A 25777-nucleotide genomic window follows, 5' to 3' on the forward strand; every position below is an offset into this window, starting at 1 on the left:
TCGTCTCAAGCTTAGTTTGCCGATGCTATATTTAATTTAGAGAAATAAATTGAGTAGATCATACATAATAATATAAATTTTCCTTGACTTTTTGTAATCAATAGTTAATAATTAGCAATATTAATTAAGTAATTCCAGTCAATTACCTTAATTAATTAGTATATTGTTAATTAATTTAATGCTACAATAAAAAGTAAAAGCTATGCAAAATAATCCTATTGATGTAGACGTTCTTGATAAAAACCTCAACCTCTTCACTAGAGCCATTAAAAAATGCAAAGAAGTTTTCTGGATAACCTTCTGGTTCGCTTTTGTAATTAATCTCTTGATGCTAATCACGCCTCTATACTCACTACAAGTATTAGATCGAGTAATTGGTAGTGGTAGCCTTAACACCTTGCTAATGTTATCAGTCATTATTGGTTCGGTCTATTTTGTATATGGGTTGTTACAAATAGCCAGGTCATTTACCTTGATCAAGGTGGGAGAATGGTTAGATAACAACCTCTCACCCGCCTTATTTGGTCATGCAGTATCAGCATCAGCAACTAGAGTACCAATTAATGCTAGTCAGTTACTGAGAGATTTTCAAACCGTTAAGACTTTTCTTACCAGTACTGGAATTAATACATTATTTGATGCACCATGGAGCATTATTTATATTATTGTAATTTTCTTAATTCATCCATATTTAGGTATACTTACAATAGTTGGAGCACTGTTAATTGTATCTACTGCATTTTTTAATGCGGTAGCCACTAATAAAACCTTAGGTGAAGCAACTGAATTTTCAATCAAAAGCTTGACACAAGCAGAGATTGCAAGCAGAAATGCTGAGGCTGTAGAAGCTATGGGTATGATGAAGAATGTTACCAAGAATTGGCAAAAATTCAATCAGGCATCATTGGCCAAACAATCTATGGCCAGCTATCGTAACGGCGTTATTTCAAACTTCTCAAGATTTATTCGTAATATAATGCAGATGCTAGTTACCGGAATAGGTGCTTACGTTGTAGTTACTACTAGCGGTAAAGATATGACCACCGGGGGCATGATTATGAGTTCTATTATAGTTGGTAGAGCCTTGGCACCATTTGATAATGCCATTGAATTATGGAAAAGCATTAGTGGTGCTATGAAATCATATAAAAACATCAATCAAGCACTAAATAGTTATACTTCAAGAGATGAGTCTATGCCTATACCGCATGTGGAAGGACATTTAACAGTAGAGAATGTATATTATGCATTACCTACACCTCAAGGTGCAATGCAACCCCCTACTCCACAACATATTCTAAAGGGAGTGTCTTTTAGTGTACAACCTGGAGAAATACTGGCGATTATTGGTCCTTCGGCTGCTGGTAAATCAACGTTAGCTAAAGTAATTGTTGGAGTTTGGAAGGCTGCTTCAGGAGCTGTAAGATTAGATGGTGGAGAAATTTTTCGTTGGAACCGAGAGGATTTTGGTAGACATGTTGGCTACCTGCCACAAGGAATCGAGCTATTTAGCGGTAGCATCAAACAAAATATTGCTAGAATGATTGAAGATGCAGACCCAGAAAAAGTTATTGCGGCAGCAAAAATTGCTGGAGCCCATGAGATGATTCTGCGATTTCCTGATGGTTATGATTCTGATATTGGTCAAGCCGGCTCAAACCTATCTGGAGGGCAGAAGCAACGTATAGGACTTGCCAGAGCATTTTATGATTCTCCAAAGCTGGTAATACTTGATGAACCAAATGCTAACCTCGATGAAGCTGGTGAGATTGCCTTATCTAATGCGCTAAAACAAGCAAAAGCAATGAACACTGCGGTGATTGTGATTTCTCATCGACCTTCAGTATTATCAGTGGTAGACAAAATTCTGGTCATACAAGACGGAGCGGTAGCAGCATATGGTTCTCAGGACGAGATCCAGAATCGAGTAAAAATGCTAAAAAGTGGTACTATCCATATTAATGATAAATAATATTTTTTAACGATAAATAATGTTTTGATTATGTCTGATTCAAAAGAACCAAAGCCAAAAATTACCATGGAACAATTACAGCAATTAATGGCGTTACAACAAGGTATGGCTGCTAAACCGAAGCTAACTCAAAGGCAGCAAGTTATACAAAAGAGCTTGACTACAATTGTGCAAAAAATGCAAAAATTAACAGTTTCTCTTGATAATTTCATTAATTTTATTACCAAAAAAGAAGGTAGTAATCGTAATGATGTATCGCAGGCAGCTAGATCACCGATTGTATTTGGTGTATATGTGATCATCATTTTCGTAGGCATTGGCGGAATATGGAGTAGTGTTGCACCACTTGATAGTGCAGCAGTTGCACAAGGTACTTTAATCTCAAATACCAATAAAAAAACTATTCAACATCAAGAAGGTGGGATTATCAAGAAGATCTTTGTTAATCAGGGAGATGTTGTGGCTGTTGGAGATAAATTGATAGAACTTGATGAAACTAGAGTTAAGTCACAACATGAAAATGTATTACATCAATATAGAACGGCATTAGCTACAGAAAGTCGTTTGATTGCAGAACGTGATAATCAAGAAACAGTAGTATTTCCTGAATTTCTTACCCAAGATATTGCTGTTCCTGAAGTAGCAAAAGCAATACATACTCAAGAAAATTTATTCAAAGCACAAAAAGAAATGTATCGAGCTGAGAAAGAATCCTTGCACCAAAAAATTGCTCAGTTAAATAAACAAATTGAAGGATATGAAGCTAAGAAAATTTCTCTTGCTAAAAATTTGGAAGTAATTACCGATCGCCTAAAGGCAACACGAACACTACATGAAAAGAATTTTGTCCAAAAAGCTACATTGTTAGAATTAGAAGCAAAAGAAGCTGGCGCTAAAAGTGAAATCGCTATGACCGATACTGAAATTGCTAAAACTTATCAAGAGATTACTAAAAGTGATATTGAAATTATCAATTTACAAAATAAATTTACCAATAAGACTCTGGCTGAATTAAAAGACGCCCAGATTCAAGCTGGAAGCTTGCGTGAACAGTTTTATGCTTTACACGATTCATTAGATCGTATAGTGATAAAATCTCCGGTTGATGGTGTAATAAATGTCTTAAACTATCATACTATTGGTGGAGTCATTAGCCCAGGTAGTCCAATTATGGAAATTTCTCCAACCAACGATTCACTACTTATCGAAGCAAAAGTTTCACATAAGAACATAGATTCTGTTTACCCAGGGTTGGTCGCAAAAATAAGATTTAGTGCTTTCAAATCTAGAACCACTCCATTATTTACTGGAAAAGTAGTGTCAATATCACCGGATATCGTACAAGATAAGAATCCTGGTGCTGCAATGGGTGATAGTTTTTATATCGCTAGAATTGAAATAGATATGGATGAATTTGAAAAAGTAGCAAAATCTAGAAATCTGGAATTGCACCCTGGAATGCAAGCTGAGGTGCAGATTGTAACCGGTACCAGAACATTGCTTCGTTATTTATTAGATCCAGTTACCGATGTTATGTTTAGAGCATTTCGCGAGAAATAAATAGTAATAATAGACCTCTCCAGCGACTTATATGAGGGAGGTCTAGAATTATCACTTCATTAATAAGTCACTAACAATAGCATCACTAGAAAAATGAGATTGTACTATTCTATCAATGTCTTCAGTTGATCTTATGCTATACCATCTACCTTCGGGATAAACCACCATACTCACTCCTCGTTCACATTCATTTAAACACCCGGCCTTATTAATACGAATATTTTTTATAGCTGATTTTTTAACTGCGGTTTTCATATATTCAATTAACTGCTCTGCTCCTTTTTGCTGGCAGCAACCTCGGTCAGCATTAGGATCGCGTTGATTATTACATATGAAAACATGAAAATCATAATGGGGAACTGTCATATTTTATACCTCAATTTGAGATTAAAAAGAGCGCGAAAGATAAATTTTAAAGTATCGAATGAAAAAGGATATTAACTGCACTATTTTATTTTGTCGATGGTTTTATAAAGATCAGTGATAAATGGATTAAAAATTCGTATTTTATAGCTTGCTATATACTGCGTATAAATGAAGAGTCAGAAAAATACAGTGCGTAGCTTCAAATAGCAGTAGTCATGCTGAACTCGTTTCAGCATGACAAATATTTTTCTAACTTTTCATTCACTCGTAGTATACCATCAATCTCCGTGCAAAAACTTCAGGTACTTTATATTTGAGTTACTTAATAATATTAAACTAATACAACTATAGACAATTTTTTATAAAAAAATATAATTTTAGGTTGCTTTGAATAAATTTTTGTAAGATACTAAAAGTTGTAGAAGATCTAGTTTATAGTTAATTATATAATGAGTAATATTTTTAGATAATGATTTTTGAAATAAGAATGAACATAGATAATAAGCTACCTCTATCTACGTCTTTGAAATTTAATGGAGAAAAATCATGAAATCTATAGATGAATATACGCCTAATACATATAAGGCTAATGCTCCAATACTACCTCATGCTAGTACTGTAGAGGAAAACGACTTAAATACAACGCATAAATCTGTACACAAGATACAGGATGTAGTTAGTACATCTGATACAGAAGGTGCTCCTAGCCCTCTCTATAAACCAAGCCGCGATCAAACTATTGCTAGAGAAATGGAAAAGAAATCAAGCTTGGATATTAATTATAATGAACAAAGAAGTAATGAAAGTTTAAACTCAGATTCGGTCTTGATTGAAGAAGATATATTTTGTATTTTACCTTCAGAAATAAAAAATGAAATAACTCAAAATCCAGAAAAATTCCTTTCTACAATTGAGAAATTTGGAGTTGTATACACTAAGTTTACTGAAGTAGAACGAAATCTTTCTTCACTTTCGATGGAATTAGCGAATGTTACTCCTAGAAAAGCTTTAGCAGCGAAGCTGAACGAATTATGGAGAGTTTCTAATACACTACATAGTCATACCTTATCTTTATATAATAACCTTAATAAAGATATTGTACCAATAAATTATAAACGGTTCTCTCTAGGTGATAAAGGAGAAATATTGTTAATATATTCTGAGCAAACTAATAGAATTGAAGCTAGCTATATTACACCATATGAAACAGAACCAATTATCATTAAGCAAGAAAATTTACCTCCAGAACTACAACAAATTGATAGTTTAAAGACGTTTCATGCATTTCTAAGAAATGCCTATGTAAATATAAGTGAATTGGATAATGGTGATTTCAAGCTTTACGTAAATCAACGTTGCTTAGGTGGGCAAGATAATAATGCGCTGAATAATGCAGTAGCTGCTGTAGAAGCAACTGGAGACCTTCTCATTAATATTTCTAAAAATCTCAGTCTTTTAAGAGATTTTCTAATTAGAGAGAATCATCAGCTTAATGTAGGTTCGGTCGATAATGTGATAAGGGGAGTAACTGGTATAGGAGTTGGTGGTGGTACTTCTGCTGTTATAGGCAAAGTATTAATCAAAGCAGGGCTTTCTGCCGTTAAATCAAATGTGGTAGGAATCGTGGCTGGAGCGATTGCAGGAGGTTTATTAGCATTTTTCTCCCAACGACCCCATTATGATTTAGCAATTGGCATAGTTAGAATCGGTCAAAAAGTGGCAGATATATTAGCAGACTTAGTGATAATGAGACAGCACATTGACGAACTACAACACGATAACGCTCCCTGTCAAATGCTTTAAATGGCATATACTATAAAATTTGTACGGTTGTCAAAGCTATTTAAAGACTTAAAACGAGTTAAAGAAGAAGCTATAAAGGGTGTTCATGGATTTTGGCACATGAACACCATTATTTAGAAATAGGAGAGCGACAAGTAACGCCGCACAAATTTATCTTATACAAGAGGTCTATTGTAAAATCTTATTTAAACCTTTTTTAATTAAATTTTCTAGCGGCTTCTTAGGTGAAAGATTTGAGTCAGGATTCTCCTCTACTTGACCAGTAGGTTGTGCTGGCGGCTCTTGATCATTTCTTTGTTTTTCTCCACCGATAAGGTTTTTAAGTAAATTCTTAGGTTTGACATTTTTCATGACATCGCCTAAAACATTTTGAATAATATATTTTTTCAAGGAATCCAGATCTATTTTGTGTTGAATAGAGTCTAGAGCACCATATAAATGAACCTGAAAAGCCGGCATATTCTTAATATCAACAGTAATAGTACTATTAACATCCAATGAATATTGAGGCAAATTAATTTGCCCCAAAGCAGTAGCACTCGCTCCTGGAATTTCTACATTTAATTTCGTTATCTGAGCAATTCCATCTTTAATAGCTGTACTACCTTCCAGTTTTTTAAAAACTGTTTCTCCACTAGTAAAAGCATTATTTAAAGAGCCGAATACAGTTTCTATATTTTTAATATTATTTAAGGAGTCAACTACTTGCTGAAGGTTAATTCCATTTAATCGTCCATTTATACCGTCAAAATTGATATTGCCCGACAAATTATTAATATACTGAGCTTGGCTAACACCAGTAGATTTTAAAGCTGTATCCAAATTAAATGTTCCCTGCACTACTTTAAAACGCTGATAATCAGGAGTGATATCTTTCAGCCTAGCTTCTTTTATTGAAGCATTTAGTGAGAAAGGCTGATTCCCTACTGCAGAAATAGAGCCATTACTACTTAGTTGACCACCATATAAACTACCAGTCAAAGATACTAAATTTGCCGCATTATCAGCCAATTTCATTTTGGCTTTTATATTATCGAAGGTAAAAGAACCTCTAATAATTTTTTTGATTGCTAAATTGCAATCAGCATTAAATTTACCAAGAAAAGATAAATCTATTTTGTCTTCTGCCCAACGTTTATTAGGTTCAACTTTTCTTTGAGCTGCAGCATTAGAACCTATATTAGATGGTGTCCCTGATGGTAAAAAATAATCTAAATTAATAGCGGAAGTTTCTAAATTCAAAACAATATTAGGTAAGTTCTTAATGAGATTTATCGAAGAATCACCAATCATCGTCATTGTTTCATTATTAGCCACTATTGAAGAATTAAATTTAATTTTGATATCTTTAGATAAATCTCCTTGCATTAGCCCGGAGAAAGAAAATGCCTTTAAAGACGAGTTAAAATTATTGTGCAATAATAGTTGCAGTGTTTTAGTCAAATTGTCACCGGCCAATTTGACTTCTAAATTTGATTTAGCACTCTGACCGCAAGCTATATCACCTTTAATAGCACTAGTCATTTGTGCAAGTGTAACTGCTGTATTAGTATTGATCAACTCTTTATCCTTATACTTGATGGTTTCTCCACTTATCTGCACTGAGCCTGGAGAGAGCGGTAAATTAATACCAAAGAGCTGAGCTAAAGCTAGCGCATCATCAGTTTTTAAATCATAAGAAAGTAGAGGTTTGCTGCTCCAATCTTGGACACCAATTTTGCCTTTAACTTTAGTTTTTGCAATATCAACAACAATATCTTGTATCAGTGCATTCTGTTCTTTATAGTTTAACATTGCCGATAAAGATATGGCCTGATTTAAAAACTGGCTACTCTGAACAGACGGGATCTTCAAAGCTGCTATAAATAGTTGTGGGGCTTTAGCCTCAGCATAAATTTTACTGATAAAAGTTCCACTAACTTTCTGGGCCTGAGCTACTGGTTCAATTTTAAAGCTAATCTGACCTGGTTGAACATCAAGCAATAAATTGGCTTCCACTTGTTTTACAGAATAATTACCTTCTCCACTTACCTGAATTGCTCCAACAGTTAGGTTAATGGGCTTAATTGTTATTGCATCACGATTTGTTTGAATCGTAGCCTCAAGCTTGTATTCCTGTGCTAAACCTGCAGGCAAAGTAAGATTAGGTACGATTGAACTTATATTTTTGAGATCACCGTCACTGCTAATATCACCTTTAAATGAAAAATCTTTAGCATCGATTTCTCCCTTAAGTATAATTTTTTTATCCAGTACTTTAAGTTCTACCATTAAAGCTATTATATCTGTCAGTGAATCTATTTTCCCCTTTAAATCTAACTTTTTTTCAAAAATTTCAAAAGTAGAAGTAAAATCTATTGGTCCTTTAAAACTGCTGATATTTGCATCTATATCTATATTACTTACAGTGGTTTTTGCTTTTTTATCTAAATATTGGACTTGCCCTTGGCTAATTTTAATCAACTTTACCGTAAATGGAGTAGCAGTACCCTGACTTGTAGCACTATCTTCTTTCACCAATGATGGTTTATTAGAAGAAAATTCCCAACTATTATTCTTGCCGTCTGCTGATTTTTCTAATGAAATAATTGGGTTGATCAAATCTATTGAGGAAATTATGATTTGTTTTGTAAAGAGTGAAGTAGGAGATAGCGCTACTTTTGCAGTTTTAATTGCTATAAAAGCCGGTTCTTGCGCACCGACAAAAGAAGAAAGAGTTACATTTTCCACCTTAAGCGTTGGTATTGGTAATATATCTAAAGAAATATCTCCTTGAATCAATAAATCTCTACCGATAGCGTCTTTTACTTTTTTAGCGATGAACTCTTTGTAATTGTTTAAAGAAAATAGCTTAGGAGCTAATAATAATATAATTACTAAAACCAAAAGGGTCAAACCAAAGTACTTTAATTTTTTCATAGCTTATGATATTGGTATTTTTCAAATTAAATAATAGAAATAATATTCCAGGAAAATAAAAGAGATAGACGAAGGTCAAAATTGAAGAAGTGCTAGGAGTATCAAAGTCGAGTACCACAGCGTACTTTATAGTACGTGAGGAACGCAGATCTTTAGATACGACGACGCAATTCTCAATTTTCACCGAGTATATCATATCATGTCTTCGGGTTTAACCAACCTATCAAACTCCTCCGCCGTTAACAAATTTAGTGCAATTGCTGCAGCTTTTAAAGTAGTCCCTTCTTTATGAGCTTTTTTTGCGATTTTAGCGGCATTATCATAGCCAATATGAGGATTTAACGCTGTTACCAACATCAATGATTGATCTCGTAAATAATTAATACGTTCTAAATTTGGCTCAAGACCTATAATACAATGGTCAACAAAACTATTCATAGCAGTAGCCAGTAAATCTATCGATTGCAAAATATTATATATAATCATCGGCTTAAATACATTCAATTCAAGATGACCGCTCATGCCACCGACAGTCACCGCTGTATGGCTACCCATTACTTGCGCACACACCATGGTTACAGCTTCACATTGAGTAGGGTTAACTTTACCAGGCATTATTGACGATCCCGGTTCATTTTCCGGTAAAGATAATTCACCAAAACCACAACGTGGTCCTGAACCTAATAGTCTGATATCATTAGCAATTTTCATTAAAGCTACTGCAATGGTATTTAACACTCCTGAAAATTCTACTAAAGTATCATGAGTAGCCAATGCTTCAAATTTATTGGGCGCAGTCTTGAATGAATAACCGGTATATTCTGCAACTTTCATTGCAAATTTTTCTGCAAAACCCGGCTTGCAATTAATGCCTGTTCCTACCGCCGTCCCACCTTGAGCCAACAAATATATCCTGGTTAAAACTCCTTCAACCCGATCAATTGCAAATTTTATCTGAGCCGCATATCCTGAGAATTCTTGACCTAAAGTAATTGGAGTTGCGTCCTGTAAATGCGTACGTCCAATCTTCACATATTGATGCCATGCAACAGCTTTATTATCCAAAGCAGCATGAAGCTTTTGCAAAGCAGGAATTAACTGTTCCTTAGCTCCCAACACAGTTGCAATGTGCATAGCTGTAGGAAAAGAATCGTTAGAAGATTGTCCTAGATTTACATGATCATTTGGATGCACTGGAGACTTACCACCACGAACTCCTGTCAAGCTCTCATTAGCAATACTTGCTATCACCTCATTCATGTTCATGTTAGTTTGAGTACCTGATCCTGTTTGCCATACTACCAAAGGAAAATGTTCATTAAACTCTCCTGTTAATATCTTAGAGGCAGAGTCAACGATTGCTTGAGCTATTTCCGGCTGTAATCCACCTAATTCAGCATTAACTGAAGCTGCACATTTTTTAAGTATAGCTAAGGCTTTAATTAGAAGCATTGGCATTTTTTGACCACCGATCTTAAAATTCTCTAAAGATCTTTGTGTCTGAGCACCCCAATAAAATTTATTATCTATTTTGATTTCGCCAAAAGAATCTATTTCAATACGATATTGAGTCATTTTATTTTCGCTCCAAAGTTGTTTGCACAGAATATTGTATCATCTTAGTTGATTGAGTAATCGACAATTCACACTGTGTTTGTTGATGTAAATAATATGTATAATATTCATGACAATTGTGAATATTGAGATTATTCCAATTTTCATTACCAAGTAAAATATTAGCTTTCTGTTGATCAATTTTTTGATAACCACCAATTGCTTGCGCTATAATGCTTAGCTTATCATTTATAATCGATAGCTGACAATTAATCCGACCGTTTTTAATGATGTGTTCAAATGCTATAATAATCAAACATATTATTATTTTCCCTACAAGCTTATCCAAGATAGTGTGATGTAAATTACTACGCAATTGTAAAATTATCTGCTGTGACACGAGATCCAAACACTCATTACTTAGCGTTTGAATCTCATTAATACTGATATTTTCTAAAGAATCTATATTACCATAGGCATATCGATAAAATTTTAGGCGACTAACTAATTTTCTAGCATTTATCGATAAAAGCTGCAAAGCAGAATCTTTAATATTAACATCTGCACTACTTAATAATTCCGCACAACTATCAACAGCTCCTACAATCCCGGCAAAATCATGACACAATTTTGATGCCAACAACTCGGAAAATAACAACTGATTTTTCATAGATGGGAACCACTTAATATGTAATAGTTAATGTTGTTTTAGGATCTTTTTTATAATTAATATTGGTAGTATTCAACAAACTAACTGTGTAATGGCGAATCTTACTTTAATTGGCATAGTTCATTGAACACTCTCTAGAATGAGAATTCCATAATTAGTGGAGATATATCAGCTTGCAATGAGTAGCGGCTCACTTCTTTTATACATATTAAACACTTCATAAATCAGGATGGCATGAGCTAATTCAACAACTTTGAGCAATATTAGTCAAATGGTTGCCTCAAAGCAATTGCTAAAGATAACGTACCTTCATCCAAATAATCCAATTCTCCACCTATAGGAATACCATTTGCAAGTCGAGAAATTTTAAGGTTATAATTTCTGAAATACTCAGTAATAAAATATGCAGTGGTTTGTCCTTCTAGAGTTGCATTGGTAGCAATAATCAGTTCAGTGACTCCATGATTCATACACCTCTCTAATAATTGTGGTAACCTTAGAGAATCCGGGCTTTTTTTCATGCTAGCAGATAATGCTCCGCCTAATACATGGTATTTTCCATTAAAATTTCCACTTCGCTCAATAGCCCATAATTCAGCTACAGTTTCTACTATAGCAATAATACTTTTATTCCTATCTGAAGTGGTGCAAATATGACAAATATTATGAGAATCAATATTTCGACATATTTCACATATTTGAATTTTACTGGCTGCAAGAGCCAGACCATCCATTAAATTTTTTAATCTTACTTCTTTTTCCTGCAATAAATGTAATACTATCCGCCTACTTGAACGTTGTCCAAGTCCTGGCAATTTTGAAAAAAGGTATATTAATTGTTCTACCTCATTTGTTTTACGCATATATTTTTTAAATCAACTATAATTAGAAAGGCATCTTGAATCCCGGCGGCAAACTTAAACCACCGAAGGTATTTGATAATGAATCTTGTGATTCGCTATCAAATTTTTGTTTAGCGTCATTAAAAGCAGCAACTACCAAATCTTCTAAAATCTCTTTTTCTTCTTCTTTAATAAGAGATTTATCAATATGTACCATTAAGCATTCTCCACGACCGTTGATCTTGATCGCTACCAACCCTCCGCCGGATTTTCCCTCATACTCTTTACCAGCCATCTGCTCTTGCATTTCCTGCATTTTCTTTTGCATAGTTTGCGCTTGTTTTACAAATTGATTTAAATTAACCATAAATTATCTACCCTACTTTATTTGAACGAATTTAGTAATATGTCTGTGACCTCAACCGATCTAAAATGGCTAGTAATTAACCCCCATTCACGACCTAATTTTATTTCATTAACTAATTGATCTCTTAGTGTCAATATTTCTAGCTGTATAGTAATACCAACATCCCATTGTTTTCCTGTCCATGCGAATAGTAATTGACGAAGCTGACTTAGTAAACCATGTTTCACACTTTTTATTGCTATCTCAAACTTTAGATCATCAAAATACTTAATTTCCGCTTGATTTAATAGAAAATAATAAATTTCTATTTCATTTTGTTCATACAGAAATACTAAGAAATCTGCTATTCTATAATCAGTAGTTTTTTGTTCAGCGCCTGGGCAAACCTTCCTGACTGATCAAATCTTCAGCCTTAGGTAAAGTTTGTGCGTAAATCGCCTTAATTATTAACATCTCAGTAGTAATGAGTAAATTATGTGCTGATCTTATATCTTGCAAGCCATTGTTAAATATCTGCCACATAATGGTAAGTTGAGATAAACTAACATCGGTTAATATGTTGGTAATATCTTGCTGGTAGGACTCATATAAAGGACTAGAATAATTCTTGAGCATTTTATGCTTACAACAATAGGCAATTAAATCACTGATCGAGGCAATTAATTTTTCTAAATCCATAGATTTATTATACAAACACTCTACTAATTCTAATGCTCCACCTAAATCATGTAGCAAAATTTTTTGCAAAATCTTGATTACACTATGCGTAGTAACTAATCCTAGCATCTGATTGATCATGGCAGCATCAATTGACTGAAGCTGTTTGCCATCAACTAAATTTGCCGCTTGATCTAATATGGTAATCGCATCTCTGGCAGAACCTTCTGCCAAATGCGCTATTGTATTTACTGCTTCTTGTGATAAATGCAAATTTTCCTGTTTTATAATTTGTTGTAGCAGCTGTTGTATTTCATTAAAAGTAAACCGACGTAAATCATATCTCTGACATCTTGAAATAATAGTAAGTGGAATTTTTTGCACTTCAGTAGTAGCAAAAATAAAAATAACATGTGTCGGAGGTTCTTCCAATATCTTAAGCAAAGCACTAAAAGCACTTTTAGACAGCATATGTACTTCATCAATAATAAATACTTTATACTTGGCAAGTAGAGGTTTGTATTCACTACTATTTATTATTTCTCGTATATCATCAACACTTGTTCTGCTTGCGGCATCAATCTCGATAATATCCGGGTGCGTATTATTTAAAAATCCCTGACAATTCTGGCAACGACCACAAGGTACTACCTGCTCTTGTTCCACCATTTGAGCAGTACAGTTAATTGTTTTAGCAATAATCCGTGCTGAACTGGTTTTGCCTACTCCTCTAATACCCGTTAGTAAATAGCTTTGAGCAAGGCGATTATGTTGAATGGCATAACTTAAAATTTTAGTTAAGGCGCCTTGAGCAAAAAGTTCGGTAAATTTTGTTGGTCGATATTTTTTAGCAAGAGAAATGTATGATGTAAATGTAATCATAGGATTTTAGTAACGCTAGCAGCGACCCACTAATTTTATTTTGGCTGCTTTCTTTCGAACCTGACCACCTGAACAAAGCTCATGCCCGCCACTAGCAAATAAAAGATAGTCATTTTATGCTTAACAAGCAAGCGTAAACTAATAAATAATTGAATGTTATTAAGTATAAGGCTTAAACAAGAAGCTGTCTACTAATTATATATTTTAAAAATTATTACTTTTGCAATATTTATGTGCTACGATAAACTTATAATTTTTATAATTTTAATTAAGCTGAGATTTATTTCAAATGACTTTGATATTAGAATATATATTAATTTATCAAGAATTTTTAGGCTTTACTGCAGCAGCATTAGGCACCATTTCCTTTGTGCCACAAGTTATCAAAATATGGAAATCCCGTTCCGTAAAAGATATCTCATTTACAATGTATATAATTTATTGGATTAGTCTAATATTATGGTTAAGCTACGCAATAATCATAAAATCAATACCTCTTATCGCAGCAGAACTATCAACTCTCATTTTGGTTTCTATGATTTTGATAATGAAGTACTTATGGAAGTAAATATCAACAACACTCATAAGCTATTCTTTATAGCCGTAGTTATACGAATAAAATCCATCACTACCGCTGTAAGTTCTTGATAATTTTCAACATTAATCAGCAAACCTTCTTTGTTAAACTTATCATATGCTTTTGAAATACTAATTTTCTTAGGCAATATAATCACACCAATATTACTCAACATCATTTGTAAAGGGACAAGACCTCGCCCACCGCCTAAGCCACCAGGAGAAGCAGAGCCTAGAGCTACTACTTTATTGTTGTAAACTCTATTAGCAGGTTCATTTTCTTCGTTACTCCTAGATACCCAATCTAAAGTGTTTTTTAACAACGGTGAGATTGAACTGTTATATTCTGGTGATGCAATAAAAATTGCATCATGGTCAGCAAATATTTTTTTAAGTGCAATAGCTTTTTTAGGTAGACCTTGTTTTGATTCCAGATCGCCATCATAAATTGGTAATGGATAATCCTTTAAATTAATAAAGGTTACATCAGCTCCTGCAGCCTTAGCAATTTCAAAAGCATTATGTGCAAGCATTTTATTTACAGAATCTTTGCGAGCACTTCCTGCTAAGAATAGTAATTTAGGTTTATTGTGCATATGACTTGCCATATTTTTAGTATTATTTGTCTTTAATTTTTCTGCAGCCAAGGTAATATTAGAAAAAGTTATAACTAGTAGCAAAAACATTAAGTTGATAGTTTTCATAATAATAAACCTTCAATATTGTAGCTGGGGTAAGATTAATATCCATAATTCGCAACTACTATAATTTCATGAAGTTTTATAATCAACCTTTTTAAATCAGAGCTAGGCATTGCATACAAAATTTTATGGAGATCACACCAACAACATAAAGACTATCGAACCAGAATTTGTGAAGAAATTGAATAATAGATATGACGTAATTGTTATAGGCGCCGGTGCCGCTGGTTTAATGGCAGCAATTTATGCCGGTCAGAGAGGTAAGCGAACATTAATTATTGAACATACTAACAAAATTGGTGAAAAGATAAGGATATCCGGTGGCGGTAGATGTAACTTTACTAACTTGCATACCAGTAGCAGCAATTTTATTTGTCAAAATCCTCATTTTGTTAAATCCGCCCTTGCAGGCTATACTCAATATGACTTTATAAATTTGGTTAAATCTTATAATATCGCCTATCATGAAAAAACTTTAGGACAATTATTCTGCGATGGCTCCTCAAAACAAATCATTGAGATGCTGTTGGATCTATGCAAAAAATACCAAGTTGAGATAAAGTTAACATGCAACATCAACGATGTTTTCAAAAGCGATTATTTTACGATAGATAGCAATCATGGTGTTTTTATAAGCAATGCTCTGATCATTGCTACTGGTGGATTATCAATTCCTAAAATAGGAGCTAGTGATTTTGGTTATCGTATAGCAGAGAAATTTGGACTTAAAATTATTCCACGCAAACCAGCTCTAGTTCCACTAGTAGTCGCAGAAAAACAAAGAGAATTATTTATTAAATTGAGCGGAATTTCAAATTATTCAATAGTAACTTATAAACACACTAGTTTTACTGAAAATATTTTGTTTACTCATAAAGGCTTAAGTGGGCCAGCAATTTTACAAATTTCATCATATTTAAACCAACTAGCAGACGAAGAAATTTCTATTAATTTGCTCCCAAACTTTGACCTAGAACAAGCATTGGTTAAAGATAAAAACAACAAACAGACTCTCGCTAATTATCTAAAAAACCACCTTACAAACCGTTTGGTTGATAGTTTAGCTTTATCAAATACTAATTTTAATAAAACTATTACTAATCTTAAAAAGGAACAATTATTACTTATTGCAAAATCATTACATAATTTTCAAGTACTAATAAGTGAGAGTGAAGGCTACCAAAAAGCTGAAGTTACTTCTGGCGGAGTTGACACTAACGAATTATCTTCAAAAACTATGGAATCCATTAAAATTCCAAACTTATTTTTTATAGGAGAAGTAGTAGATGTAACTGGCTGGCTTGGTGGCTATAACTTTCAATGGGCATGGTCATCAGGTTTTGCTGCTGGAAACAACGTTACTAATTAACTGCATTATTTAGCCATCAAATATCTTATAACATTCACAAGTTTTTAAGTTTGAAGGTTAGTATACCACATACAAGACGTCATCACGAGCTGATACATCCCCACGAATTGCGGAGTCATTAATTAGAGAGTGTTCACTGAACCGAGTCAGTAAGATTCGTCTTGCTTGAGAGCTTTGTCCGAAGCAATCCAGTTTTACTGGATTGCTTCGGCTTCGTTGTGCTATGACGGTTTGACACAATTCATTGAACCATTTCTAATAAGGATTCTACAATTCGTGGTGATTCAGTTGCAGCTCGAGTAAGGAAGAGCCTAAAAAGACTGGATCAACCATGATTTGCTTCGATTTTTAACAAAATCTCGCAATGACGTTGGTTTTCGGCCTTGTAAGTCTTATATTAACGTTCAATTTTAAAAACTGTAAACAACGCTCGCGACTATAGAACAGGAATTTTGTAAGAGTGCAATAGAATTCTCTAGATTTAGCATATATTTCTACCTGAAACTGGTAACTAATAACAAAAGCATCAATTTTCAAATAGCTCGAATCTTACTTAACTCTAAACTCATTGACCATCTATTTAAGTTGAAGATTAATAGCAGAAAGCTTACCTCTATTATCTTCTGTGTCAAAACCTATACGTTGACCTTCATCAAGACCACGAATTCCAGCACTTTCCACAGCTGATATATGCACAAACACGTCCTTGCTGCCATCTTCAGGCTGAATAAACCCAAAACCTTTTGCTGCGTTAAACCACTTGACGTTACCTACTTTTTTAGCTGTACTCATAAAAAACCTTTTAAATATTGAGAGAATTATTGCTCTTAGTTTGGTAATCTAAGATCATAAGCAGAAACTAAAGCAAATAATCAATTTAAACAAGTTTTTTTATGCTACCACTGTCAAATAAGTTAATGTTAAACTAATAACAATTTATAATTAAAGGCAAGCTTAGGCATTGGGTACAAATTTTATAACGCTTAGAGCATCTTGAAAGTCCATCTAAGAGAGAAAGTTTTAGGAAAACGAAGTCGAGTACCGCAGTGTACTCTTTGTTTGTTGTAGAACGGAGATGAGTTTTGACGATAAAATCGCCTCTTAGACAAACGTATCAGACATGCTCTTAGATTGCAACCCAATTTCCATTAGCACTTTGGGTGTATATTTCAATAGTATAGCCAATATTTGCTAAACTTGTAGTAATTTTTTGAATATTAGCAGTAGCTTGTTGCTCTGTATCGCTATAAATTATACAGATTCTGATAAATTTTAAAATACTATGATCCGCAATTTGAGCATCTAAGATTGCAGCAAATTGGCTAGCTACTGGCTCAACTAACATCAATACCGTAGCCTGATTTGGATTCATAAATTCATCCGTGATATAAACTGGTTGCAAGTAGGGCAATGGATCAAGTTTACTACCGTGCGGGATAAACTGTTTTTGTGAGTAGGTCCATAATAATTTGTTTAAATGCTCTTGTTGATCAAGATTAGACATCAGCACCACTACTTTCAAATTGCTGTGGTAACATTTTTCCACTAAGATGCACACTGTTTTTTCAATTGCATTATGCATAGTGTGATACACACTACATTGTGCCATAGTAACCTGGTTTAATTAAAAATATGTTAAAATGTAGTTATATTATATTAATTTTCAACAATGAAAATAATATTCAAAAATTAGTAAAATCATTAGAAAACATTGTTGGTAGTTTTCGTCGTGAATTTATTTTTGTTGATGACGGCTCAACTGATAATTCATTAAAAATATTAAAACAAAGTATAGCTACCTTACCAAAAACAACAATTATTTTACAACAAAATATTGGCCCAGCTCTAAGTCTTAATAAAGCAATTAATTTAGTTGATGGTGATTATGTACATTTTGTACAAGGTTCCGAGATTTTGCAACCGGAATCTACTATCAAATTAATCAATAGTTGTGAAACAATGGCTGCATCCGTTGCAATTGGACGAAGCTGCACTAGTTTCTCAGAAATTAAATCTTCTAATAGGCTTTCTAATATACAAGTTATACCTTGCCCAATCAAAGAAATTTTAGAGTATAATCCGCAAACTTCACGTAATGTAGGATTGTCAGCTTCTTTAGTTAGACTTAAGCTATTAGAGCAAGTTAATGGAGCAGATGACTTGGTGTATAATTGTAATATGTCTTTATCACTTAGATGTGCACAATATAGCAAATTCGCTTTTATTAATGAAGGGATCTCAATTACAGAAAATATTACTAAATCTGAAGCTCAGTCGTTGTTTGAAGCTTATAATAATTTACGAGCAATTTTAAATTTTGTTCAAACTAATCCAGAATTTTGCCAGAGTTACAAATCAAGTTTACTACTGGCCTTAAGCTATGAACTTAAATCTATACAGGCTAAGTGTAATTATTACTGGAAGTATTTATTATCAAAGTGCTCCAACAATATTAGTTTAGAGCAAATTATAAATTATTACGAACAGGAATTAGCAAAATTATTATAAAAAATTTATTACCTTCTCTTGAACTAAATTAAATTAAACATATATAGGTTAGTACATAAATAACATGGAGGTTCAAAATGAAGTTTACGCCACTGCATGATAGAATTGCAATTGAAGCAATGCTGCAAGAAGAAAAAACCGCTGGCGGTATCATTATTCCTGATACTGCTAAGGAAAAACCAATGCGCGGTAAAGTAGTAGCTGTTGGTAAAGGTATAAGAAGAGAAAACGGTACCATCGATCCACTGGAAGTGAAAATTGGAGATCAAGTACTATATGGCAAATGGGCCGGTACTGAAGTAGAAATTGACGGTAAAAAACTGATTATTATGAAAGAATCAGATATAATGGGCATTATTGGTTAAATTTCATTAAGGAGAATTAAGTATGAGTGGAAAAAAAATTATATATAATACTAAAGCACGTGAAGAAATGCTACGTGGTGTAGATATTCTAGCAGACAGCGTAAAGGTAACTTTAGGACCTAAAGGTCGTAATGTTGCTATAGAACAGTCTTTTGGAGCACCAAAAATAACTAAAGATGGTGTTACTGTTGCTAAAGCAATTGAACTTAAAGATAAAGCTCAAAATCTAGGAGCGCAATTAATAAGATCAGTTGCCAGTAAAACTGCTGATGTAGCTGGTGATGGCACTACTACTGCTACAGTATTAGCTCAAGCAATTACTAGAGAAGGTAATAAAGCTGTGGCAGCTGGTTTCAATCCAATGGATTTAAAACGTGGTATTGATATGGCAACCCATGCTGTTATTGAAGATATAAAAAAAGCTAGCAAAAAAATTAGTAGTCAGGAAGAAATAGCTCAAGTTGGCACTATTTCTTCTAATGGTGACAAAGAAATTGGCGAACAAATTGCCAAAGCCATGGAAAAAGTAGGGAAAGAAGGGGTTATTACTGTCGAAGAAGCAAAAAATTTTGGTTTTGAGGTTGAAGTAGTAGAAGGCATGATGTTTGATAGAGGCTATCTATCACCGTATTTTGTTACTAATGCAGAAAAAATGATAGCTGAACTAGAAAATCCTTATATTTTATTATTTGAGAAAAAATTATCAGGTTTACAACCAATGTTACCGGTGCTAGAAGCAGTGGTACAATCTGGTCGTCCTCTACTAGTAATCGCAGAAGATGTTGAAGGAGAAGCTTTGGCAACATTAGTAGTAAATAAACTACGTGGTGGATTAAAAGTTGCAGCAGTAAAAGCGCCAGGTTTTGGTGATAGAAGAAAAGCAATGCTAGACGATATTGCTATACTTACCGGAGGTCAGGTAATTAGTGAAGACCTAGGTATGAAACTTGAAAATATCAATATCAAGATGCTTGGTACTGCTAAAAAAGTTACTATTTCTAAAGAAAATACTGTGATTATTGATGGAGCCGGTAATAAAGCTGACATTGAAGCTCGTTGTTCACAAATACGTAACCAAGCAGAAGAATCTACTTCTGATTATGATAAAGAAAAATTACAAGAACGTCTGGCAAAACTTGCTGGTGGCATTGCAGTATTAAAAGTTGGTGGAGCAACAGAAGTTGAAGTTAAGGAAAGAAAAGATCGGGTAGAAGATGCACTAAATGCTACTAGAGCTGCAGTAGAAGAAGGCGTTGTTGCCGGTGGTGGTGTCACTTTATTTTATGCTGCTAAAGTACTGGATACACTAAAAGGCGCAAATGACGATCAACAAGCCGGTATTAATATAGTAAAGAAGGCATTGCAAGCTCCTGTAAGACAAATTGCTGAGAATGCTGGTGTTGATGGTGCTATCGTCGTTGGAAAATTAAGTGAAAGTAAAGACAAGCATTTTGGTTTTAATGCTCAGGATATGGCTTATACTGATATGCTTAAAGCAGGAATCATTGATCCGACTAAAGTAGTACGTACAGCTTTACAAGATGCAGCTTCCGTTGCTTCATTAATTATTACTACTGAAGCACTAATTATCGACGAACCATCTGATAAAGATGAATCAGCTATGCCTGGAGGTCGTGGTATGGGCGGCGGTATGGGCGGCATGGGTGGTATGGGCGGCGGTATGGACTTCTAAGAAAAGTCGAATTGTTTTACCCAAAACTACTTAACAATTATTCACGTCAAGTTTAAAAGTTAATAAACATTAGACCTCTTGCATAAACTAGAAGGTTACGGAATTTTTCAGACAAAAACGAAGTCGAGTACCGTAGCGTACCCTTGTTTGTTGCGGAACGGAGACGAGTTTTGACAACAAAATTACCAACCGGAATAGGTTATGCAAGAGGTCTATTGTATAGGTTCAGCAACTCTGGAACCAAGTTGCTGAACCTATACAATCCCGAACTAAAAAGTCATCTTGAACCTAGATCTCTTTCACAAACTCAAACACGAGAGAGAATTTGCTTGTTATTTAGCGCATATTGATAATACTATACTATATAGGATAGGCACTCAAATTAATGAGTTACTATAGGTTGTACTTTCCTCCTCACTCCACTTAATACTCTATAGAATCAAAGATCTAATTCTGCCTTATAGACTTTTTCATCAAGACATAATTTGATTTTATTACTAATAACTAATATAATCCTTGCTATTGTTACTATTTTGAAAATGGAGTATAAAATCTATGCAATTATTGTCTGAACGTTTAAAGGTAATTAAACCATCACCTACTTTAGCAGTTGCTCAAAGAGCAACTGAATTGCAAGCTCAAGGAATAGATATTATTTCTTTAGGAGCTGGAGAACCAGACTTTGATACACCCGAAAACATTAAAGAAGCTGCTATTGATGGCATACGTCGTGGAATAACTAAATACACCAATGTTGACGGTATGCCGCTGTTAAAACAGGCAATACAAGGTAAATTTAAACGAGAAAATAATATAGATTATCAATTAGATGAAATTATTGTGGGTAATGGTGGTAAACAAGTTATATATAACCTATTTATGGCTTCACTCAACGTTGGTGATGAGGTAATTATTCCTGCTCCTTATTGGGTATCTTATCCTGATATGACATTATTAGCTGGTGGAGTGCCAGTATTTGTTAAATGTGAAATGCAAAATAACTTTAAGTTAACACCAACGGCACTTGAGCACGCAATTACTGCAAAAACCAAGTGGGTAATAATTAATTCCCCTAGTAATCCTACTGGCGCTACATATTCACATGATGAGCTAGTTCAGCTTGCAGAAGTGGTACGAAAATATCCACATATATATGTAATGTCTGATGATATATACGAGCATGTAGTATTTGATGATTTTAGATTTTTTACCTTTGCTCAGGTAGCACCGGACTTAAAAGATAGAATATTTATTGTAAATGGCGTATCAAAATCCTATTCTATGACCGGTTGGCGAATAGGTTATGGTGCTGGCGATAAGCGATTGATTAAAGCTATGACTATTCTCCAATCGCAAAGCACCTCAAATCCATCTTCTATCAGTCAAATAGCTGCTATCGAAGCATTAAATGGTAAACAAGATTTTATCAAAGTCAACGCTCTGGAATTTCAGCAAAAACGTGATTTGGCACTATCTATTTTTAAACGAACAAAAGGTTTAACTTGTTATAAATCTGAAGGTGCTTTTTATTTATTCCCAGATTGCAAAGCTTTGTTTGGATTACGTGATCCAAGAGGTAAAGTAATTAATAACAGCAACGATCTAGGACAATATTTACTGGAAAATGCAAATGTTGCAGTAGTGCCTGGTATTGCTTTTGGGCTCGATGGCTATTTTAGAATTTCGTATGCAACCTCACTAGCCACGATTAAGACAGCATTAGAACGAATAGAAGCTGCTTGTAATAAACTACAACCGTGACTAAAAAATTTCTAAAATCATTACTAAAAAGAAATAAGGTTATTTTTCAACTATTATCAACCATAATATATTGGTATTTAAAAATAGTATATGCTACTGCAAAGTGCCACTTTATTTGGCCAGATAATTATAGTAAGGAACAATTTTTATCAGAACGTAAAGTGATTTTTGCCATGTGGCATAATAGACTTGCTTTTGGTCCACAAATTTTTTGTGGACAGAAAAATACTCTAGCCTTAGTATCATCTCATGCTGATGGCAAGATTATTAGTAGCGTTATCAATAAATTTGGTTTTGGAATTATCGAAGGCTCTACTAATCGTAATCCTGTTGGCGCATTGAAGAACATTATTCAAAAATTATCATCTGGAGCAAATATAGTAATTACTCCAGATGGACCTCGCGGCCCTATATACAAAGTTAATAGTAACATTACAAATATTGCTAAAAAATATAATGCAAAATTAATACCTATATCTTGTGAAACAACTAATTTTTTTTTGTTAAAAAGTTGGGATCGGCTGATAATGCCTTTACCATTCAGTAATATAAAAGTAATAATTGGCAAACCATTACAATTGTTAGATATGCAGGAACAAAATGATAGTAACTTACAACAAATTTTAATGGAACTGGGTAAATTAACCTAACCAACTTTTTTTATTGGTATAGAAATAAAATGTTGCTTTCAATGTCTCTTTTGTAAAGAGTATGCCTGATCTGTGCATCTAAGAGGTAATTTTGCTCACTCAACACTTGTCTCCATTCCTTGAGTACCCAAAGACTACTTGTGGCACTGACTTCGTTTTTGTCTGAAAAATCCCTCTTTTATATCTACTTTCAAGATATACTCTAAGAATTATCTTCTAATATTACTAACTCATCATAGCCAGATAATGGTTCAAACTGTCTTATAAATACTACTCCAGTAATGCTACCTATAATTATCTCACCAGTAGTTCGTATTATATTTTCTTCCAACAAATGTCCTCCTGATACTTGTCCATTTTCGTCAGATACTGAAATATGTAAATGCATATCTCCGCTCTTATCTAATGTACCAACTAAAGACACTATTTCATATTTTCCTGATGTTTTATTACCATCTTTTTTACCAGCAAATCTTATATTAACTGACTTGAGACTGCCAACAGCAGTTAAAATACAGCCAGCTTTTATATCATTAGCTATTACAAAGCTTGCTATTTCTTTTTTTAAATCTTTACCTGGAAGCAAACGTAAGACATGTACGTCTAAAGTATGAGCAAGATCAGTTACCTTTGAAGACATTAAATTTCTTATTAAATTTAGGCTCTGTGAACAAAATTTTCACAAGATAAAATATTTAAAAAGGCGAAATAGCATCTATGATTTGAGATCCTACCCTTGGTTGCTGTACATCACTAACTACCCCACGACCACCATATGAGATGCGAGCCTCAGCAACTTGATCGGAATAAATAGAGTTTGTAGAACTAATATCTTTTGGTCTAATAATACCCGCGACTTTTATTTCTCTAAGCTCGTAATTTACTCGTATTTCCTGATGACCTTGTATTACTAAATTACCGTTCGGTAATACTCTAGTAACTAATGCAGCAATCTCAGTATTAATATTTTCTTGACGTGCGATATTACCAGCGCCATTGTGATTACGGCTAGTATTAGTACTAAGCAATGATGCAGGATTTGCTTTGCTAGAAATTGTATGAGCCAAAGCTTTTTCTTTACCAAACAAAGTAGGAATACCCATTGTATCACTACCTTTACGACTCTGACTAGTAGTATTATTAAGTTTTGCGCTATCCTTAATTAACACCACTACTTTTACAATATCACCAATACGCCATGCACGATTGTCTCTAAAAAAAGTTATAGAACCTGGTTGCCATAAAGAATTAGTTTTTCTCATGTAACTTCTTTGTTGCTCCAACTTAACTTCGTCTATATCGTCTGCTTCCTCATCAGCAGTTGGCAACGCTACCTGAGCAAGCTCAGGACTACGACCTACTCGCTTTAATTTATCCATGGTTTCAGTGCAACTACTTAATAAAAATAATAGCAATACTGAGATTAGCCCTTTGATATAACTTAACTCTCTTAAGGATTTCATTGTCAAATAACCTTTTTTATACTCAAGCACTTTGCAGAATTCTGTATTTATCTTACACATTTTTTAACTATTATATCTCTTTTACAACTTAATCATAAGAGAGATAGTAATGAATAGCAGGCTTGATCCCTCATTTACAAATCATCTGCAGAAGTAGAGTTTTGAAAAATCTATTGCCTTATTCATCATGCCATCCCACCTGTACTGTATTTTTACTAATTATTTGACCAAGTAATACTATCCCTGTATCTTCATTTTTTACCTTGATCATATCACCTACAGCACCTGTGCCAAGAGCTGTACCAGAAGTCTTAAGCTTTATCCGTTCAGAACTATAGATAATATTCACAGGATCATTCTGTTTGATTACTGGTGGGCGTATTAATTCATTATTTTTAAATAACATTCCAGCCGTAAAGTTCTTTTTTGTCTGCTTACCTATTATATCATTCTCATCTACCAAATATTGTTCTCTAACACGCAATGCTTTGGTTTTAACTAAAGTAATATCATCAGCAGTAATAGTTTCTCCTGCTTTAATAAATCTTGAAGCAAAAGGCATTTCTATGAAAGTCTCATATCTACCATACACTTCATCAGCAGAACCGTTATGATATTGTATTTTAGCTTTAAAAGTTGCATAGCTAGGATCAAATTTTACTAAAGATATATTGTCAATTTCTGATTGCTTACGCCTAAAATTCTCTATCCTATCTTTTGATTCATATTGCACTTCAATCAAAAGCTGCTTATTACCAAGCTTCTCATATATTAAATCTTCTATCTTAGCATCAAACGGATCATCCGCAGCAAAACATGGTAAAAATAAAAATATTAATAACAATATTAAAACTTGCTTTAAAGCAGTTCTACTTAATAAATTTGAAAAAGCTCTAACCAATAAATATCTACTCACATGCAAACATTAAGTCTAATCTGATTCTCAAATACTAACATTAATAACCTTTTTAACTATTTGAATTATCACTATATTATCTTTTAATAGACCTCCTCGCAAACTGTATCTAAGAGGTAATTTTGCTATCAAAACTTGTCTCCACTCCTCAACAAACAAAGAGACTGCTTGCGGTGCTCGTCT

At 33.8% G+C, this 25777-nt stretch carries 22 protein-coding genes, 1 other RNA gene and 1 pseudogene; 10 read left to right on the plus strand and 14 right to left on the minus strand.

Features of this window, described 5'->3' with window-relative positions:
• The first annotated feature begins 202 nt into the window (after positions 1 to 202).
• Both Trichorick_RS02200 and Trichorick_RS02205 read left to right on the plus strand, forming a co-directional pair.
• Positions 203 to 1972, plus strand: coding sequence for a type I secretion system permease/ATPase (locus tag Trichorick_RS02200; RefSeq protein ID WP_323738626.1), 1770 nt, complete (start codon positions 203 to 205; stop codon positions 1970 to 1972).
• 30 nt (positions 1973 to 2002) lie between these two features.
• Positions 2003 to 3532, plus strand: a complete 1530-nt coding sequence (locus Trichorick_RS02205) for an HlyD family type I secretion periplasmic adaptor subunit (RefSeq protein WP_323738627.1) — start codon at positions 2003 to 2005, stop codon at positions 3530 to 3532.
• Positions 3533 to 3583: 51 nt separating this feature from the next.
• On the opposite strand, the gene Trichorick_RS02210 is transcribed toward Trichorick_RS02205, so the two are convergent.
• A complete protein-coding gene (locus Trichorick_RS02210; protein ID WP_323738628.1) occupies positions 3584 to 3898 on the minus strand; it encodes a (2Fe-2S) ferredoxin domain-containing protein in 315 nt (104 codons plus the stop codon).
• 546 nt (positions 3899 to 4444) lie between these two features.
• On the opposite strand from Trichorick_RS02210, the gene Trichorick_RS02215 reads away from it, so the two are divergent.
• Positions 4445 to 5701, plus strand: a complete 1257-nt coding sequence (locus Trichorick_RS02215; RefSeq protein ID WP_323738629.1) for a hypothetical protein — start codon at positions 4445 to 4447, stop codon at positions 5699 to 5701.
• 168 nt (positions 5702 to 5869) lie between these two features.
• Here the strand turns inward: Trichorick_RS02215 and Trichorick_RS02220 are convergent, their stop codons facing one another.
• From Trichorick_RS02220 to ffs, 7 genes and pseudogenes are all read right to left on the minus strand, one after another.
• A complete protein-coding gene (locus Trichorick_RS02220) occupies positions 5870 to 8620 on the minus strand; it encodes an AsmA family protein (RefSeq protein WP_323738630.1) in 2751 nt (916 codons plus the stop codon).
• A gap of 192 nt (positions 8621 to 8812) precedes the next feature.
• Complete coding sequence (gene fumC, locus Trichorick_RS02225) at positions 8813 to 10195, minus strand: class II fumarate hydratase (RefSeq protein WP_323738631.1); 1383 nt, start codon at positions 10193 to 10195, stop codon at positions 8813 to 8815.
• 1 nt (position 10196) lies between these two features.
• Complete coding sequence (locus tag Trichorick_RS02230; RefSeq protein ID WP_323738632.1) at positions 10197 to 10844, minus strand: histidine phosphotransferase family protein; 648 nt, start codon at positions 10842 to 10844, stop codon at positions 10197 to 10199.
• A 263-nt stretch (positions 10845 to 11107) separates the two neighbouring features.
• The gene (recR, locus tag Trichorick_RS02235) at positions 11108 to 11707 is read right to left on the minus strand and encodes a recombination mediator RecR (protein WP_323738633.1); all 600 of its coding nucleotides are present in this window, start codon (positions 11705 to 11707) and stop codon (positions 11108 to 11110) included.
• A gap of 22 nt (positions 11708 to 11729) precedes the next feature.
• A complete protein-coding gene (locus tag Trichorick_RS02240) occupies positions 11730 to 12053 on the minus strand; it encodes a YbaB/EbfC family nucleoid-associated protein (RefSeq protein ID WP_323738634.1) in 324 nt (107 codons plus the stop codon).
• A gap of 17 nt (positions 12054 to 12070) precedes the next feature.
• Positions 12071 to 13592 (minus strand): annotated as a pseudogene (dnaX, locus tag Trichorick_RS02250) (DNA polymerase III subunit gamma/tau).
• A gap of 7 nt (positions 13593 to 13599) precedes the next feature.
• An RNA gene (ffs, locus tag Trichorick_RS02255) (signal recognition particle sRNA small type) lies at positions 13600 to 13692 on the minus strand.
• Positions 13693 to 13881: 189 nt separating this feature from the next.
• On the opposite strand from ffs, the gene Trichorick_RS02260 reads away from it, so the two are divergent.
• Entirely contained in the window at positions 13882 to 14160 is a 279-nt protein-coding gene (locus Trichorick_RS02260) for a SemiSWEET transporter (RefSeq protein WP_323738637.1), read from the plus strand.
• Positions 14161 to 14173: 13 nt separating this feature from the next.
• Here Trichorick_RS02260 and Trichorick_RS02265 read toward each other — a convergent pair whose 3' ends face one another.
• Positions 14174 to 14872, minus strand: coding sequence for an NADPH-dependent FMN reductase (locus Trichorick_RS02265; RefSeq protein ID WP_323738638.1), 699 nt, complete (start codon positions 14870 to 14872; stop codon positions 14174 to 14176).
• A 109-nt stretch (positions 14873 to 14981) separates the two neighbouring features.
• On the opposite strand from Trichorick_RS02265, the gene Trichorick_RS02270 reads away from it, so the two are divergent.
• A complete protein-coding gene (locus Trichorick_RS02270; RefSeq protein ID WP_323738639.1) occupies positions 14982 to 16238 on the plus strand; it encodes a BaiN/RdsA family NAD(P)/FAD-dependent oxidoreductase in 1257 nt (418 codons plus the stop codon).
• Between the two features lie 576 nt (positions 16239 to 16814).
• Here Trichorick_RS02270 and Trichorick_RS02275 read toward each other — a convergent pair.
• Entirely contained in the window at positions 16815 to 17030 is a 216-nt protein-coding gene (locus Trichorick_RS02275) for a cold-shock protein (protein ID WP_323738640.1), read from the minus strand.
• Between the two features lie 334 nt (positions 17031 to 17364).
• Positions 17365 to 17847: a DNA polymerase III subunit chi gene (locus Trichorick_RS02280; RefSeq protein WP_323738641.1), complete on the minus strand. Its 483-nt coding sequence runs from the start codon at positions 17845 to 17847 to the stop codon at positions 17365 to 17367.
• Between the two features lie 23 nt (positions 17848 to 17870).
• Between Trichorick_RS02280 and Trichorick_RS02285 the strand changes: the two genes are divergently transcribed.
• The 5 genes from Trichorick_RS02285 (at position 17871) to Trichorick_RS02305 (ending at position 23215) form a co-directional block, all read left to right on the plus strand.
• Positions 17871 to 18746: a glycosyltransferase family 2 protein gene (locus Trichorick_RS02285; RefSeq protein WP_323738642.1), complete on the plus strand. Its 876-nt coding sequence runs from the start codon at positions 17871 to 17873 to the stop codon at positions 18744 to 18746.
• Positions 18747 to 18823: 77 nt separating this feature from the next.
• A complete protein-coding gene (locus Trichorick_RS02290; RefSeq protein WP_323738643.1) occupies positions 18824 to 19111 on the plus strand; it encodes a co-chaperone GroES in 288 nt (95 codons plus the stop codon).
• A gap of 22 nt (positions 19112 to 19133) precedes the next feature.
• Positions 19134 to 20804 (plus strand): chaperonin GroEL, encoded by a 1671-nt coding sequence (gene groL, locus Trichorick_RS02295; RefSeq protein WP_323738644.1) that lies wholly within the window; start codon positions 19134 to 19136, stop codon positions 20802 to 20804.
• A gap of 555 nt (positions 20805 to 21359) precedes the next feature.
• Positions 21360 to 22565, plus strand: a complete 1206-nt coding sequence (locus Trichorick_RS02300) for a pyridoxal phosphate-dependent aminotransferase (RefSeq protein ID WP_323738645.1) — start codon at positions 21360 to 21362, stop codon at positions 22563 to 22565.
• Positions 22562 to 23215 carry a lysophospholipid acyltransferase family protein gene (locus Trichorick_RS02305; RefSeq protein ID WP_323738646.1) on the plus strand — a complete coding sequence of 218 codons (654 nt, stop codon included), beginning with the start codon at positions 22562 to 22564 and terminating at the stop codon, positions 23213 to 23215. Before Trichorick_RS02300 ends, Trichorick_RS02305 begins: the two co-directional genes overlap by 4 nt.
• A 202-nt stretch (positions 23216 to 23417) precedes the next feature.
• Here the strand turns inward: Trichorick_RS02305 and Trichorick_RS02310 are convergent, their stop codons facing one another.
• The 3 genes from Trichorick_RS02310 to flgA form a co-directional block, all read right to left on the minus strand.
• The gene (locus Trichorick_RS02310) at positions 23418 to 23855 is read right to left on the minus strand and encodes a PPC domain-containing DNA-binding protein (RefSeq protein ID WP_323738647.1); all 438 of its coding nucleotides are present in this window, start codon (positions 23853 to 23855) and stop codon (positions 23418 to 23420) included.
• Positions 23856 to 23910: 55 nt separating this feature from the next.
• Positions 23911 to 24738, minus strand: a complete 828-nt coding sequence (gene flgH, locus Trichorick_RS02315) for a flagellar basal body L-ring protein FlgH (protein ID WP_323738648.1) — start codon at positions 24736 to 24738, stop codon at positions 23911 to 23913.
• Positions 24739 to 24856: 118 nt separating this feature from the next.
• A complete protein-coding gene (gene flgA / locus Trichorick_RS02320; RefSeq protein ID WP_323738649.1) occupies positions 24857 to 25594 on the minus strand; it encodes a flagellar basal body P-ring formation chaperone FlgA in 738 nt (245 codons plus the stop codon).
• Positions 25595 to 25777: the final 183 nt, after the last annotated feature.

Origin of the sequence: Candidatus Trichorickettsia mobilis, from assembly GCF_034366785.1 — a bacterium.
GTDB classification, from domain to species: Bacteria; Pseudomonadota; Alphaproteobacteria; order Rickettsiales; family Rickettsiaceae; genus Trichorickettsia; species Trichorickettsia mobilis_A.